Raw genomic sequence first — 16008 nt, 5'->3', positions numbered from 1 at the left:
GGTGTGGAGCGGGGGAAAATCCGGAGATAACTTCAAAGGATTACCTATCGCTATCCGGCGCTAAGAGCCAGGGCATCAAACAGCTGATGGCTGGTGCTGGAATCATGCTGCTGGGAACTACCCTGATTCCACAGCTGGCAACATTGTTCTCTTAAGAGGAGTGGTAGATGAACACCATCATTGAGAGAATTACGGAAGCGATAAAGGATATCCTGATCGGGCTTATTAAGTCAAGTTTGGATAACATGTTCACGTCTGTCAATGAGCAGGTGGGAACCATAGCCGGGCAGGTGGGACAGACACCGCAGGGATGGAATGCAGGGATTTTTAATCTGATTCAGAATATATCCCAAACGGTGATTGTCCCCATTGCGGGACTGATCATCACCTTTGTCCTGTGCTATGAATTGATCACGATGGTAACACAAAAAAACAATTTCCATGAATTTGAGACTTATAACATTTTCCTCTGGATCTTCAAAGCGTATGTAGCCATTTATCTGGTGACAAATACGTTCAATATCACGATGGCGGTCTTTGACGTTGGCCAACATGTGGTCAACAATGCCGCCGGGGTGATATCAGGAAACACTGCGGTGGATGCAACAGAAGCAATTTCACGGATTGTGGATGCCCTGGAGGATATGAAGTTAGGGGATTTGTTCCTGCTATCCATGGAAACGATGTTGATCAGTGTTACCATGCACATTCTGTCAATTATCATTACGGTAATTTTGTACGGAAGAATGATAGAAATTTACCTTTATACTTCCATAGCACCAATTCCGTTTGCCACCATGACCAATAAGGAATGGGGCAATATCGGAAACAACTATTTAAAAGGCTTGTTCGCACTGGCATTTCAGGGATTCTTCATGATGGTCTGTGTGGGAATTTATGCAGTTTTAGTAAATGCAATGACCATATCCAGTGACCTTCATGCAGCAATGTTTTCAGTAGCGGCTTATACCGTGATTCTTGCATTTTCATTATTCAAGACCGGAAGCCTTAGCAAATCAATATTCAATGCCCATTAACGGGCAGGAAAGGAGCGCATACCATGGCGTATGTACCAGTACCAAAAGACCTTACCAAGGTCAAAACAAAAGTAGCGTTAAATCTGACAAAGCGGCAGCTGATTTTCTTTTCACTTGCCGCAGTTGTGGGAATTCCGTTTTATCTGGTCATGAGAAAACCAATCGGTTCCAGTATCGCAGCCATCCTGATGGTAACGATCATGCTTCCGTTTTTCTTCATGGCAATGTATGAAAAAGACGGTCTTCCCTTTGAAAAAGTGGTGGCAAATATCATTCGACAGAAGTTTATCTGTCCGGCAGTAAGACCATATAAGACAGAAAATTTTTATCAGGAGATTTCCACCCTTGTGAAAAAGGAGGGTGTGCCGGATGGCAAAAAAGACAAAGCAGGAGGCTCAGCAGGAGCGTCTGTGCCTGGCGGAAAAAAGAAACCGTCAGGAAAGAAGAAACAAAAAAAGCAGAAAAGAAAGAGAACAGGAAAAGCGTAAGAAGAAACAGGAGCGGGACCGCAGAAAACAGAAAAACATTCCTACAACTGCACAGCAGAGTATTCCGTATATTCGGATGTTGCAGGATGGTATCTGTCAGGTGACAAAGACCTTTTTTTCCAAGACGATTCAGTTTTATGACATCAATTATCAGCTTGCATTAAACGAGGATAAGACCACGATATTTGAAAATTACTGTGATTTCTTAAATTACTTTGATTCTTCCATCAGTGTGCAGCTGTCCTTTATCAATCAGCAAGTGGATGTGGCAGAATTTGAGAAAAGTATTGATATTCCGGATCAGAACGATGACTTCAATGCCATTCGTGAAGAGTACCGAACTATGTTGAAAAATCAGCTTTCCAAAGGAAATAATGGTCTGGTGAAGACAAAGTATATCACTTTTGGAATCGAAGCAGAAAGCCTGAAGGTAGCAAGACCAAGGCTTGAAAGAATCGAAACAGATATCTTAAATAACTTTAAGGTCCTGGGAGCACAGGCACATTCCTTGAATGGTCTGGAAAGGCTGGAGATTCTGTATCATGTGTTCAACCAGGATCGGATTGAACCATTTAAGTTCCAGTATAAGATGCTTCCGGAAACCGGATTAAAGACCAAAGATTTTATTGCACCGACTTCCTTTAACTTTTCCAAAAATCAGACATTTTTGATGGGAAGAACGATGGGAAGTGTGAGTTATCTGCAGATTCTGGCACCGGAGCTGACAGACCGAATGCTTGCAGACTTCCTGGATGTAGATGACAGCATCAATGTCAACATTCATATCCAGTCTATTGATCAGAGTTCAGCAATCAAAATGATTAAGAGCAAGATTTCAGATTTGGATAAGATGAAGATTGAAGAGCAGAAGCGTGCAGTACGTTCTGGTTATGATATGGACGTGCTTCCATCGGATCTTGTGACTTATGGAGAAGAGGCGAAGAACCTGTTGGAAGATCTGCAGTCCAGAAATGAGCGAATGTTCCTTGTGACAGTTCTGGTAATGAATACCGCTAAGAAGCGTCAGAAGTTGGATAATAATATTTTCCAGGTACAGGGAATTGCACAGAAATATAACTGTTCCCTAAAACAGCTGGATTATCAGCAGGAAGCAGCACTCATGTCCTGTATTCCGCTTGGAGTCAATCGAATTGAAATTCAGAGAGGGCTTACCACATCTTCAACAGCGATCTTCGTGCCATTTACGACGCAGGAACTGTTTCAGGAAGGGGAAGCTCTTTATTATGGACTGAATGCATTATCCAACAACATGATCATGGTTGATCGGAAGCGTTTGAAGAACCCAAATGGACTGATTCTTGGTACACCAGGTTCCGGTAAGTCTTTCTCAGCAAAGAGGGAAATTACAAACTGCTTTCTGATCACAGAAGACGATATCATTATCTGTGATCCAGAAGCCGAGTATTCCCCATTGGTGCAGGCACTGCATGGGCAGGTGGTACGGGTTTCTCCGGTATCTGACCAGTATATCAATCCAATGGATCTGAATCTGAATTATTCCGAGGAAGACAACCCGTTGTCACTGAAAGCAGATTTTATTCTGTCTTTGTGTGAGCTGATTGTTGGAGGAAAGAATGGACTGGAGCCGGTAGAAAAGACCATCATTGACCGTTGTGTGAGGTTAGTATATCAGGAATATCTTGCCGATCCAGTACCGGAGAAGATGCCAATCCTGGAGGATTTATACAACCTTCTGAGAAAACAGGAAGAGCCGGAAGCACAGCGGCTGGCCACTTCGTTGGAAATCTATGTTACAGGTTCTTTGAATGTATTTAACCATCAGACAAACGTGGATATCAATAACCGTATTGTCTGCTTTGACATCAAGGAACTTGGTAAGCAGCTGAAAAAAATCGGGATGCTCGTCATTCAGGATCAAGTATGGAACAGGGTAACGATGAACCGTTCTGCCCATAAGTCCACCAGATACTATGTAGATGAGTTCCATCTTCTTTTAAAAGAAGAACAGACTGCAGCTTATAGTGTGGAGATCTGGAAGAGATTTCGTAAATGGGGAGGTATTCCAACTGGCATTACCCAGAATATCAAGGATTTATTGTCTTCTAGGGAGATAGAGAATATCTTTGAAAATTCAGATTTTATTTATATGCTCAACCAGGCTTCCGGAGACAGGCAGATTCTGGCAAAACAGCTGAATATCTCACCAACCCAGCTGTCCTATGTAACCAACAGTAATGAGGGGGAAGGACTTCTGTTCTATGGAAATGTCATTATTCCATTCGTAGACAGATTCCCGAAGAATTCCCTCTATAAAATCATGACAACCCGCTTAGAAGAGACTTCTGAAGCCGGTTAAATCAAAGGAGAAAACAATGTTACAAGCAATTTCATATGTATTAACTTTTAGTGGCGGTGCTGTTTTTGGCATCGCTTTTCTCTGTTTATTACAGGCAGGGAAAGGGTATCCAAAGAAGGAGGAGTAATCAGTGGCAGAACAGAGAATGAAAGTCAGGGACAAGAAAGTCCAGAAGATGACCAAGGATGGTCTGGTGGAAGAAAACCTGACAGATAAATCTTCTGTTCGTGTCAGTAACCGTGCCAGTGATGTGCAGATGGGAAGAAAACAGGGGGAAAAAGAAGAAAATCTTGTGGATAAGTCTCCCCACCAGTCTGAACGGAGTGGGAAAAATATTCGTCCCTCTGTGCAAAAATCCAGAGATGCACCGGAACTGATACGGACAGAGAAGCAAAGTGAGGATTTTGGACAGAGTAGTAAACAGCAAAATAGAAAAAGAATCCGTGCTGAAGTCGGAAAAGAATCCAGACTTGCAGAAAAATCCGAAGCTGGACAGTCAGGGAGACTGAAAGAAAAACGTGCTGATCTATCAGAAAACAGAGGAGACAGCCGGAGAAATCAGACTGGTGGCAGCAAAAAGCCAAAACAAAAACAGCGTTTGAAGTTTGCTTATGAGGAAACTGGTGCTTCTGTAAAAAATGATAAAGATATGGAGAAATTGAACCAGATGGATACGGATGGAGTCAATTTCCAACATCAGAAACAGAAGGAAAAAGCCAAAAAGTTTTCTTATGAGGAAGCCAAAAAGAAAAAGGAAGCAAAGCAGCATTCAAAGAAAGCACAGGTCTATCAGGCAAATGAAGGAGAAGCTCCTGGAAAGAAGAAATCTCGCTTGAAGTTTGGCGAAGGGGAATCTGTGAAAACAGAAAAAACTTCTGTTGTTAAGAAAGCTGGAAGTGCAACTTTCGCAGCATTGCACCGTGAGATCAGCAAAAATGAAGACGATAATGCGGCGGTAGAAGGTGCCCATAAGTTAGAAGAAAGCGGCGAAGGTGTTTACCGGATGGAACAGAGAAGTGCCAGACGCAGGAAACAGAGGGCATCCAGAAAAAGAAGCAGACTTGAAAGACAGGAAGAGAAACAGACACAGGCGGCAGCCCGTCAGGAGCAGAAGAAACTGAAAAAACAGATTCAGAAGCAACAGATCAAACGGGATTATGCCAAAGCGAAGCGAAGTGAGCAGACAGTAGGAACAGCTACAAAAGGTACGATTGATTATATCAAGAAGATTGGCGGCAAAGTCACCAACTTCTTTAAAGAAAACCGGAAGGTATATATCAGTGTAGCTGTTCTGATCGGATTGATGTTTCTGATCATAACGAATGTCACGTCATGCTCTGCGGTGTTTTTACAAAATGTGATCACTTACACAGGAACCAGTTATCTGTCATCGGATCAGGCAATCCGGGATGCGGAATTGTATTATACACAGCTGGAAGCTAATTTGCAGGAGCGGATCAACAACATGGAATCTGAAGAACCGGGACATGAGGAATACCGATATAACATCGGACCTATTGAGCATGATCCATTTATTCTGATTAGTTATCTGTCTGCAAAGTATGAAGAATTTACTTTTGAACAGGTCAAGCCGGAGCTGGATGTGTTGTTTGCAGAGCAATACCATCTGACTACGGAAGCAGTCAATGAAACCGTGACGGAGACAGCAACGGTGAGGGTGGGAGAATCTTTGGGAAAAGTTGTTACAAGTGGATATTGTAACTGTCCAATCTGTTGTGGTATTTGGAGCGGAGGACCGACTGCCAGTGGAGCATATCCAACTGCCAATCATACCTTAGCAGTAGATGCTTCCAATCCGTTTGTTCCAATGGGAACAAAAGTGGTAATGAATGGTGTCGAATATACGGTAGAAGATACCGGAGCTTTCGCAAGATACGGTGTACAATTTGATGTCTATTATGACAGTCATGCGGCGGCATCCGCACATGGGCATCAGACCTGGGAATGCTATCTGGCTGATGATAATGGAAGCCAGGAAGTGGAAGTGACCAGGACAAGAGATGTAGATGTGCTGAATGTCACCTTAAATAGTGGAAACCTAATGTCTATCTGTCAGGACAGGCTGGGATTCTTCCAGAAAGAACTGTTCAGTGCCTATAACGATACGAAAGGTAATTTACAGATGTTTGCAACACCGGTTGATTTTAACTGGTATTCCAGTGTGACCAGCTATTATGGATATCGGATTCATCCAATTTCAGGAGCAAATCAGTTACACAATGGTATGGATATCGGAGCACCGGAAGGGACAAAAGTAATGGCAGGGCTGACCGGAACAGTTACAACTTCTGCTTATAACGACAGCTATGGTAATTATGTTGTAATCAAGGACAGTAAAGGCTATGAACTGCGGTATGCACATTTAAGCAACCGGAGTGTATCTGCAGGTGCATCCGTCACGAAAGGTGATGAGATAGGTCTTGTAGGCAATACCGGAAATTCTACAGGAAGCCATCTTCATATTGAGCTTCTGAAAAATGGAGAGCGTTTAAACCCAATCTTTTATCTGGAAACAGGAGAAGGGGCAGGCTTTGACGGTAATGAATATACCAGTGAAGCAGCGCAACGTTTACTAGAAGAGGCTGCAAAATATCTTGGAACACCGTATGTGTGGGGCGGATACTCTCCTAGCGGATTTGACTGTTCCGGATTTGTAAGTTATTGCCTGGTTCATTCTGGGGTTAGAAACACCGGAAGACTGACGGCACAGGGATTGTACAACATTTGTACACCTGTATCACAGTCAGATGCACAGCCAGGAGATCTAATCTTCTTTACCGGAACCTACGATGCAGGAGAACCAGTAACGCATATCGGAATCTATGTGGGCAATGGTCAGATGATTCATTGTGGGCATCCGGTTCAGTATACGTCCATCAACTCTCCATACTGGCAGAGCCATTTTTATGGATTCGGACGATGGTAAGGAAAAGGGCGGTGTAACAGCCGTCCGGAAAGGAGAAGCGATGAAAAGTCTTGAAAAAGCAACGGCAGATTATGAGAAAGCCAAGGAAAAAATGGAAGCATCCAAAGCCAGATATGAAGCAGATTTAAAGCGGTTCAAGGCTGCGGAGATTGCAAAAACAGAAGCGGAAAATCTGGAAATTGTAAGAATTATCCGTGCAATGGATATGAGTATTCCAGAGCTGGAAGCTTTCAAAAAGAGAATGAAAAATGAACTGCCCGGCAGGGTAGAAATACAGAAGGAGGAAACAAGGTCTGATGATGAATTTAGAGAAGATGAAACAGAAGAAATCTAAAAATAGCGTGAAAAAAGGATTGCTTGCGGCAACAACGATTCTTTGCCTGACATCGCCTATGTTGCAGACACAGAGTGTGTTAGCGGCAGAGAATACAGCACCTGCAATTACGATTGAAAAGCCAGATGGCTGGAGACAGGGAGAAACGACAGTCGCAATTACTGTGGATGCCAGTCATATGCCAGAAGGATTTTCTATCACAAAAATTGAAGCGAAAGCTGGGAAAGACGGAAGCTGGCAGGATGTGACAGGGAACGGAAGTATTTCCATTACTGGTAATCAGACGGTCTATGTGCGTGTGACAGATGGTGAGGGGAAGGTCTATGAGCAGAATCGCTCTATTAAGTGTTATGACACAGAAAAGCCGACGCTTTCTGCATCTCTGACAGATGGTGTACTGACGATTCAGGGAAATGATACCGTTTCCGGAATTACTTCTGTGACAGTTAATGGCACCACTTATACAGATCTGAAGGATGGAATGCTGAGAGTGCAATTGACACAGAAAGATTTTACAACAAAACAGATTGAAATCACGGTAACGGATGGTGCCGGAAATACTTCTGAAAAGTATGTGTTGCAGAATCCTTATTATGAATGGGCAAAGAAGCAGGCAGAGAAACAGAAAACTTCAAGTGACAGCAATGGTGCGATGGCAACCACGACCAGTGCAGATGCAACTGGGACTGAGAAAACAACGACTTCACCACTTCCGCAGGATGCACAGGCTTCTGAGCCAACAGATGCAAAAGGAACTGTGGATGATCGGACAGTGACAGGTATTGAGGAACAGCTTAATAAAGAAGGCGAGACAGCAGATTCTGTTACCAAAACAGCTACGGAAGGCACAAAAGAGTTTTATACCATTTCAACTAAGAGTGGTAAGATTTTTTATCTGATCATCGACAATTCAAAATCTCAGGATAATGTGTATTTCCTTACCGAAGTCAGTGAGAAAGATCTGATGAACTTCACACTTTCTGATTCTGTGACACTTCCGGAAGTGGATACGGTTTATGCAGAACCAGAGAAACAGGCTGAAGAAGAAAAGCCGGAAACGACAGAGACAGATGAGAAAGATAAGGTAGAGGATGAAATTCAGATGCCAGAAGACAAAAGTTCAGCAGGGACTTATCTACTGATCGGATTGGTTGCTGTTGGAGCTGCGGCAGGTGGTTATTACTTGAAAGTCTACAAACCGAAACATGAATATGATGATGAAGATGAGATGGAAGAGGATGAAAATGAATCCGAAGATTCAGAGTCAGAAAAACGGGAAGTAGACGATGCAGATGAACAGGAAAATGCAGGGACAGAAGTTTTGAAAGATGAAGATTTCAATGATGAGGTACTAGAAGATGAAGAAGAGGAGCAGGAGTAAATGAAATTAGTGATTGCAGAAAAGCCATCGGTTGCGATGGCACTGGCTTCCGTGCTTGGAGCCAGAACAAGAAAAGATGGCTACGTGGAGGGAAACGGTTATATCGTTTCCTGGTGCGTAGGACATCTGGTGGGATTATGCGATGCATCGGAATACGATGAAAAATATAAAAAATGGAGATATGAGGATCTGCCGATTGTGCCGGAATGTTGGAAACACAAGATTTTGGAGGGCACAAAGAAGCAGTTCGGAATCTTAAAGAAACTGATGAGAGATTCCAAAGTAGATGAGGTGATCTGTGCTACTGATGCAGGACGTGAAGGTGAGTTAATCTTTCGTTTGGTGTATGAGCAGGCAGGATGCAAAAAGCCGATGAAGCGGCTCTGGATCTCATCTATGGAAGAACAGGCAATTAAAGATGGATTTGCGTCATTAAAAGACGGTTCGTGTTATGACAGTCTCTACCAGTCAGCACTTTGCAGGGCAAAGGCAGACTGGCTGGTGGGAATCAATGCGAGCCGTCTTTTTTCTGTTCTGTATAACCAGAATCTGAAAGTTGGAAGAGTACAGACACCAACACTTGCCATGATCGTGGATCGAAATCAGAAGATCAAGGAATTTACCAAAGAAAAATATTATATGGCTCATATCAAGTTTGATGATATGGATGCAGTCACGGAGCATTTTCAGAAAAAAGAGGATGCAGATAAAGTGGCTGCGGATTGTGCGGAGCGTATGTGTGAAGTAGAGAAGGACGATGTGAAGGAGAAAACAGTTCGTCCACCGAAGCTCTATGATCTGACAACCTTACAGAGGGAAGCCAACCGAATGTTTGGTTATACCGCACAGCAGACGCTGGATGCCGTGCAGGAGATGTATGAGCAGAAGCTTGTTACTTATCCGAGAACAGACAGCCAGTATCTGACAGATGAGATGGGAGAAAGCACAGAAACTCTGATTCAGATGTTGCTTGGGAAAATGCCCTATGCCGAAGGGCTGGAATATCAGCCGGACGTGAGTAAGGTATTAAATTCAAAGAAAGTATCTGATCACCATGCAATTATCCCGACCATGGAAGCAGCAAAGGCAGATATAGGTAAACTGAAAGAACGAAACTGCAAGATTTTGTATCTGATCAGTGCCAGGGTACTGACAGCAACCGCAGATCCTTATATTTATGAAAGCCATAAATGCCAGATTACCTGTAATTATCATACGTTTTATCTCACGGCAAAGAAAACAAAGCAGGAAGGATTCAAGGCAATCGAAAATAAATTGAAACAGTTCTTTGGCGTAAAGATTGAGAAAGAAGAGCCGGAGCTGGATATCTGGGCTGGCAAGCATTACGGTCCTTGTGATTCTTTTGTATCGGAGCATTTTACACAGCCACCGAAACAGTACACAGAAGATACCCTGCTTTCTGCTATGGAACGTGCAGGAAATGAAGAACTGACCGAAGATACAGAGAAGAAAGGACTTGGTACTCCGGCAACAAGGGCAGCAATCATTGAAAAACTGATTCAGTCTGGCTTTGTGAAAAGAGAAAAGAAAAATCTGGTACCGACAGATGATGGCAATGTACTGATTACGGTTCTGCCGGATGAGATTAAATCTCCGAAGATGACAGCAGAGTGGGAAATGGCATTGAATCACATTGCCCAGAATACAGAGACAGCAGATGAATTCCTAAATGGGATTACAGAGCTGATGCAGGAACTGGTTGCCAGATATCAGGGGATTTCAGAAGAGAAGAAAAATCAGTTTCAGGGAAAAGCAAAAGGAGAAGTCATTGGCAAATGTCCCCGTTGTGGAGCTGATGTCCGAGAAGGAAAAGTAAACTTTTACTGTTCTGACCGGAATTGTGCTTTTGCCTTATGGAAGAATGATAAATTCCTTGCAAGCCAGAGCCGTACTATATCAGCTACGGAAGCGTCAGAGCAATTGCGTATTGTGTACAGCCAGCAAAGCCAGGACCTGGATCTGGAAATTATACAATTACAAAGATTGGAGACAATCAGGCGTTAGCAAAAGTGTGTTATTACGGTACAGATGCCGCAGGAAGCGAGAGTTTTTTCGCTAATAAACACACGGATTTTTCAGAAGGAAAAAGATTCATCATTATTCATATGGCTGCATCATATGCCAACGGAAGTAGTGATGCATTTTACGGAACCAATGCTACAGGAGAGGCTTTGGCAAAAGAACTCTATAATTATTGTGTGAATAAGCCGGAAATACCAGATGTAGCGATGTCATTTTCAAAGCCGGATGTAAAGGCTTATGTAGATGGAAATGTTCAGAGAACGGAGAACATTCAGTTCAACGCATCTTCCCAGCAGAAAATCACAATGGACTTACCAAAAGGAGTAAAGCTCCATAATGTATCTACTGGAAATGTAAGTGCGGCAGGTGCAAGCGTAACAATTGGAGGAGGAACCACGTTTTATCTCTCAGCTCCTCTGACACAGACAAGAGATGTAAGTGCTACTTTTTCTGCAAAAATGAAGGGAAGTATTACAAAAGATTATTCAGCATATAAATTGACTACGAATGCAAGTGTTCAGGATCTGGCATTTGTATTTGGAGAAGGTGTTGCTGATGAAAAATATGTAAGCTTAAAGGTGTCCTGGATTGAACAGGCTACGATCGAAATCGTAAAGAAAGACGATACAGCGGATGTCAATCTTGCAGGTGCAGTATTCGGTGTATACAGCGATGAGGCTTGTACAAAGCTGATCACTCAGATGCCGGCAACAGATAAGAATGGAAAATCTTCTGTTACGATCATCAAGACACAGGATACTGTTTATCTGAAAGAGATCACAGCACCACAGGGATATGTAGTAAATGCAACGGCAACAAATGTAAAACTGGTAGCAAGTAAGACCTCAGCTGTAACCGTGGAAAATAAGGAACAGCTGGCAGAGCTTACCATTTACAAAGAAGGACAGGTTCTGACCGGAGCAGAGGTCAGTGAAAATGGAACGGTATTTCAGTATGAAAACCGCAGACAGAAAAATGCAGTGTATAACGTGTATGCCGGGGCAGATATCGTAACTGCTTATGGTACAAAAGTGTACAGCAAAGGTGACCTTGTAAAAGAAAACCTGACAACAGGTGAGAATGGTTCTGTCACACTGAAAAACCTGCATCTTGGAACCTACGTGGTAAAAGAAACAAAAGCACCGGACTCTTTCTATAACGGCAGCGAAGAAAAGTCAGTGACTCTAACTTATGCTGGTCAGAACAAAGAAGTTGTATTTGCAGATGTGACTTTTAACAACGAGAGACAGAAAGCAGATGTTTCTGTAGTAAAACAGGATAAAGACACCAAGAAACCACTGAAAGGCGGTATTTTTGCTCTGTATACATCCGATGATATTAGAAATGCAGACGGAACCGTTGTTGTGAAAAAAGGAACACTGATTGAGAAAGCAACTACTGGAGCAGATGGAACTGCAAAATTCACAGCAGATCTTCCGATTGGATATTCCTATTCAGTAAAAGAAGATCAGGCGCCGGAAGGCTATGTAAGAAATACAGAAGATGTGTATACGTTCAAGTTTTCTTACACCAATGATAAAGAAGCAACCGTATCATTTGCCCATACCTTTAGCAATGACCGTGTGACAGCAAAGATCAATTTATTCAAAGTTGATAAAGAAACAGGAAAAGCAGTACCACAGGGAGATGCCACACTGAAAGGTGCAGTTTATGGACTGTATGCCCGTGAAGATATCGTGTACCCGGATGGAGCAACGGGAACTATTTATAAAGCAGGAGAGCAGGTAGCTTCTCTTACAACAGATGACAAAGGACAGGCTTCTGTAAATGGCTTATATCTTGGCAAATATTATGTCAAAGAGATTACTCCGCCGACCGGATACCTAGCAGATGCAGAAGAGCATGATCTTACATGCAGTTATGAAGGAGATATGACAGCAGAAGTAAAAAGAGAGTGCGCTTCCAGTGAGCAGGTCATCAAACAGCCATTCCAGATCATCAAAGCAGCCAACAATGGAAAGACAGATGCAGATCTGTTATCCGGAGCTGGATTTACAGTTTATCTGAAATCTTCCCTTACAAAGAAAGCAGATGGAAGCTATGATTTTGATTCTGCCAAACCAGTAGTGAGTGGAGAAAATGGAGCAACGGAGATTTTCACAGATGACAAAGGATATGCCTGCAGTATTCCATTACCATTTGGAAGCTATATTGTGCGTGAAACTACAACACCGCACAATTACAAGCCAGTTGATGATTTTGAAGTGAATATCACAGAGCATCATCCAAATGAGCCGCAGATCTGGCGAGTGCTTCTGGATAAAGAGTTTAAGGCAAAACTGAAAATCGTGAAAAAAGACGATGAAACAAAGAAATCCGTTCTGATTGCAGGAACAGAATTTAAGGTATATGACCTGGATAATAAAAAGTATGTGGAGCAGGTAACAACTTACCCAGTGACAACAACCCATAAGTCCTATTTTACGGACAATCAGGGGTATCTGATCATGCCGAAGAATCTGAAGATCGGACATTACCGGATTGAGGAAGTCAACGCACCGGAAGGGTACACAATCAACAAGAATTATGTAGAGATTGCAGTGGATGCAAACACAGCATACCAGATGGATTCTGAAAGCGGAGATGCCATTATTACGGTAGATTACGAGAACCATCCGGTAAAAGGAAAGCTGACGATTTATAAAAAAGGTGAGATGCTGACCGGATTTAAGAAAGATTTTGTTTATGAAGAAAGATACCTGAAGGGTGCAGAATTTAATGTCTATGCAGCTGAAAATATCTATACACCGGATTACCAGAAAGATGAAAACGGAAACAGACAGCTGATCTATGCAAAAGATGCACTGGTAACAACGGTAACGACTGGGGAAGACGGAAAAGCAGTTGCTGATAACCTGCCACTTGGTTCTTACTATGTAGTAGAAAAGACTGCACCGGAAGGATTTGTCCTGAACCATGACAGATCAGAAGTCGCATTTGTCTATGCCAATCAGGATACACCGGTAATTGAACAGGAAGTGACTGTTGGCGATGACCGACAGAAAGTTGCGATTCAGGTAGAAAAACAGGATGCAGAAAATGGTGCAACCGTAGCAGGAGCTGTCTTTGGTATCTATAACAAAGCGGATATTAAGGTGGATGGAAAAGTAATCGTGAAAGCAAACACACTCTTACAGGAAATGACTTCTGATAATGATGGTCTTGCAGTATGTACGCTGGATCTGCCACGTGGACAGTATTATGTGAAAGAGTTAAAAGCACCGGCGGGATTTGTATCCTCTGATGAAATTCTGAATCTGGATGCTTCTTACCAGGGACAGGATGTGAAGACAGTAAAACTGAAAACAGTGAAAAAGAACCAGCCGACAACAGTAGAAATTACAAAATCTGATGTAACAACAGGTGTGGAACTGGATGGAGCAAAACTCACTGTTCTTGATAAAGAAGGAAATGTTGTGGATCAGTGGACTTCTGTAAAAGATCAGCCACATGTGATCAAACGACTGACAGTTGGAGAGGAATACACTCTTCGTGAGGAAATGGCACCGTATGGATATCTGAAAGCAATGGATGTGAAGTTCACGCTGGAAGATAGAGCCGAGATTCAGAAAGTAGAGATGAAAGATGAAGTTCCAACAGGACTTCTGATCATCAACAAAAATGGAGAATTTCTGGATAAGATAACACTTCTGGATCATGTAAAAGGTACCGTGGAGCATCTCTTTGAGTATGTAACCGGAAGCCTTTCAGATGTGACGTTCGATGTATTTGCTGCGGAAGATATCAAAGCGGCAGATGGTGTCAGTGAAGATTATTTCAAAGCAGATGAAAAAGTGGGAACCATTACCACAGATTCCAATGGTATTGCACAGATGGGAGATCTCCCGGCTGGAAAATACTATGTGAAGGAAGTGAAAACAGCCCATGGTTATGTGCTGGACAAAGAGCCGAGATATGTTGACCTTTCCTACCGTGATCAGGACACACCAGTCATCACTTATGATGAGAAATGGCAGAATGCCCGTCAGAAAGTAAAGGTTACGGTTCTGAAGAAAGAAAAAGATACAGACCGTGTTCTTGCAGGTGGTGTCTTCGGTCTTTATACCAGTGAAGATATCAAAAATGCAAAGGGCGAGGTACTTCTTGAGAAAGACAGTCTGATCGAGCAGCGGGTAACGGATGAAAAAGGACAGATTATTTTTACGGCAGATCTTCCGGTAGACGGAAAATACTATGTGAAAGAAATCTTTGCGCCGGACGGATTTGTTACAACAGAAGAAGTACAGGAATTTACCTTTGAATATGCCGGAGAAGACCAGGCAGAAGTAAGCTACGACTTTACTTTTGAAAATCAGCCAACCACAGTGGAGCTGTCCAAAACAGACCTGACAACAGGTAAAGAACTTCCAGGTGCACACCTAAAAGTAACGGATTCAGATGGCAATACAGTAGATGAATGGACTTCTACGGAAGAATCCCATGTGATCAAAGAACTGGTTGTTGGTAAGAAATACACCATGACAGAGACAAAACCGGCAGATGGATATGTCACTGCAGAAAGTATTACTTTCACAGTAGAGAATACAGCAGAGGTTCAGAAGCATGAGATGAAAGATGATGTGACAAAAGTAGAGATCAGTAAGACTGATATCACAGGAGAAACTGAGATTCCAGGTGCGAAACTGACGATTCTCGATAAGGATGATCAGGTAGTAGAGAGCTGGACTTCCACAGAGGAAGCACACTATATCGAAAAACTTCCAATCGGTAAATATACCTTACGTGAAGAGCAGGCACCGAAAGGATATATTCTGACATCGGATGTTAGTTTTGAAGTAAAGGATACTGGAGAGATCCAGAAAGTAGCTATGAAAGATGACACTGCCAAGGGAAAAGTGATTCTCAATAAGACAGATAAATCATCAGGAGAACCGCTGAAAGGGGTAGAATTTGAACTTCGTGACAGCAAAGGAAAAGTTCTGGAAACCTTAAAGACAGATGCTGCCGGTCATGCAGAAAGTAAGCTGTATGAGATTGCCACATTTAAGAACGGCAAATATGATACCGCTATCAAGTATTATCTGGTGGAAACAAAGACACTGGACGGATACACACTGGATCAGACCAAGCATGAAGTGACATTTGCCTATGCAGATGACAGTACACCGGTTGTAGAAGTTACCTTTAATCTGACAAATGAGAAACCGGAAGTTCCAGAAACACCGAAAACACTGGATACACCACAGTCCCATGAAGAGACAAAGGTATCAAATGCACCGAAAACAGGTGACAGCACGAATATTTGGCTGCCGATTCTTCTTCTGGTAATCTCCACAGGAGGTATGGCAGGACTTTATATCAGAAAAAAGAAAAACAGAAAATAGTAAAGTAATTAATTTGTAGTAAAGGGGGGCCCTGAATCAGGGCTCCCTTTTCAATACAACTAATGAAAGAAAGG

General features: G+C 42.6%; 10 protein-coding genes. All 10 read left to right on the top strand.

The features are described 5' to 3' along the window. On the top strand, positions 1 to 155 hold a 155-nt coding region (locus NE638_RS18180), incomplete at its 5' end, for a Maff2 family mobile element protein (RefSeq protein WP_226840000.1). A gap of 12 nt (positions 156 to 167) precedes the next feature. After that, positions 168 to 1037, top strand: coding sequence for a VirB6/TrbL-like conjugal transfer protein, CD1112 family (locus NE638_RS01450; RefSeq protein ID WP_173745692.1), 870 nt, complete (start codon positions 168 to 170; stop codon positions 1035 to 1037). 23 nt (positions 1038 to 1060) lie between these two features. Next, positions 1061 to 1525, top strand: coding sequence for a PrgI family protein (locus NE638_RS01445; RefSeq protein WP_005344185.1), 465 nt, complete (start codon positions 1061 to 1063; stop codon positions 1523 to 1525). Beyond that, on the top strand, positions 1407 to 3863 hold the full coding sequence (locus NE638_RS01440; protein ID WP_173745691.1) for a VirB4-like conjugal transfer ATPase, CD1110 family: 2457 nt from the start codon (positions 1407 to 1409) through the stop codon (positions 3861 to 3863). The genes NE638_RS01445 and NE638_RS01440 overlap by 119 nt, the downstream gene beginning before the upstream one ends. Positions 3864 to 3879: 16 nt before the next feature. Then, on the top strand, positions 3880 to 3990 hold the full coding sequence (locus NE638_RS01435) for a DUF3789 domain-containing protein (RefSeq protein ID WP_173745690.1): 111 nt from the start codon (positions 3880 to 3882) through the stop codon (positions 3988 to 3990). An 18-nt stretch (positions 3991 to 4008) separates the two neighbouring features. Continuing rightward, positions 4009 to 6810, top strand: coding sequence for a CD1108 family mobile element protein (locus NE638_RS01430; RefSeq protein ID WP_173745697.1), 2802 nt, complete (start codon positions 4009 to 4011; stop codon positions 6808 to 6810). Next, on the top strand, positions 6791 to 7144 hold the full coding sequence (locus NE638_RS01425; protein WP_244094782.1) for a DUF4315 family protein: 354 nt from the start codon (positions 6791 to 6793) through the stop codon (positions 7142 to 7144). The genes NE638_RS01430 and NE638_RS01425 overlap by 20 nt, the downstream gene beginning before the upstream one ends. Continuing rightward, entirely contained in the window at positions 7107 to 8525 is a 1419-nt protein-coding gene (locus tag NE638_RS01420; protein ID WP_330603334.1) for a CD1107 family mobile element protein, read from the top strand. Before NE638_RS01425 ends, NE638_RS01420 begins: the two co-directional genes overlap by 38 nt. Next, entirely contained in the window at positions 8526 to 10550 is a 2025-nt protein-coding gene (locus NE638_RS18375) for a DNA topoisomerase 3 (protein WP_244094781.1), read from the top strand. Further along, a complete protein-coding gene (locus NE638_RS01410) occupies positions 10442 to 15934 on the top strand; it encodes a SpaA isopeptide-forming pilin-related protein (RefSeq protein ID WP_330603336.1) in 5493 nt (1830 codons plus the stop codon). Before NE638_RS18375 ends, NE638_RS01410 begins: the two co-directional genes overlap by 109 nt. Positions 15935 to 16008: the final 74 nt, after the last annotated feature.

Origin of the sequence: Blautia sp. MSK.18.38, assembly GCF_024460535.1 — a bacterium.
Lineage (GTDB): Bacteria > Bacillota > Clostridia > Lachnospirales > Lachnospiraceae > Blautia_A > Blautia_A fusiformis.
The sequence above is the reverse complement of the archived record's forward strand: the minus strand, read 5'-3'. Positions and strand labels throughout refer to the sequence as shown.

Coding starts and splice junctions, on each gene's coding strand:
- NE638_RS01445 (WP_005344185.1), top strand. CDS start 1,061: ATGGCGTATGTACCAGTACCAAAAGACCTTACCAAGGTCAAAACAAAA.
- NE638_RS01425 (WP_244094782.1), top strand. CDS start 6,791: ATGGATTCGGACGATGGTAAGGAAAAGGGCGGTGTAACAGCCGTCCGG.
- NE638_RS01440 (WP_173745691.1), top strand. CDS start 1,407: ATGGCAAAAAAGACAAAGCAGGAGGCTCAGCAGGAGCGTCTGTGCCTG.
- NE638_RS01420 (WP_330603334.1), top strand. CDS start 7,107: ATGATGAATTTAGAGAAGATGAAACAGAAGAAATCTAAAAATAGCGTG.
- NE638_RS18375 (WP_244094781.1), top strand. CDS start 8,526: ATGAAATTAGTGATTGCAGAAAAGCCATCGGTTGCGATGGCACTGGCT.
- NE638_RS01430 (WP_173745697.1), top strand. CDS start 4,009: ATGAAAGTCAGGGACAAGAAAGTCCAGAAGATGACCAAGGATGGTCTG.
- NE638_RS01450 (WP_173745692.1), top strand. CDS start 168: ATGAACACCATCATTGAGAGAATTACGGAAGCGATAAAGGATATCCTG.
- NE638_RS01435 (WP_173745690.1), top strand. CDS start 3,880: ATGTTACAAGCAATTTCATATGTATTAACTTTTAGTGGCGGTGCTGTT.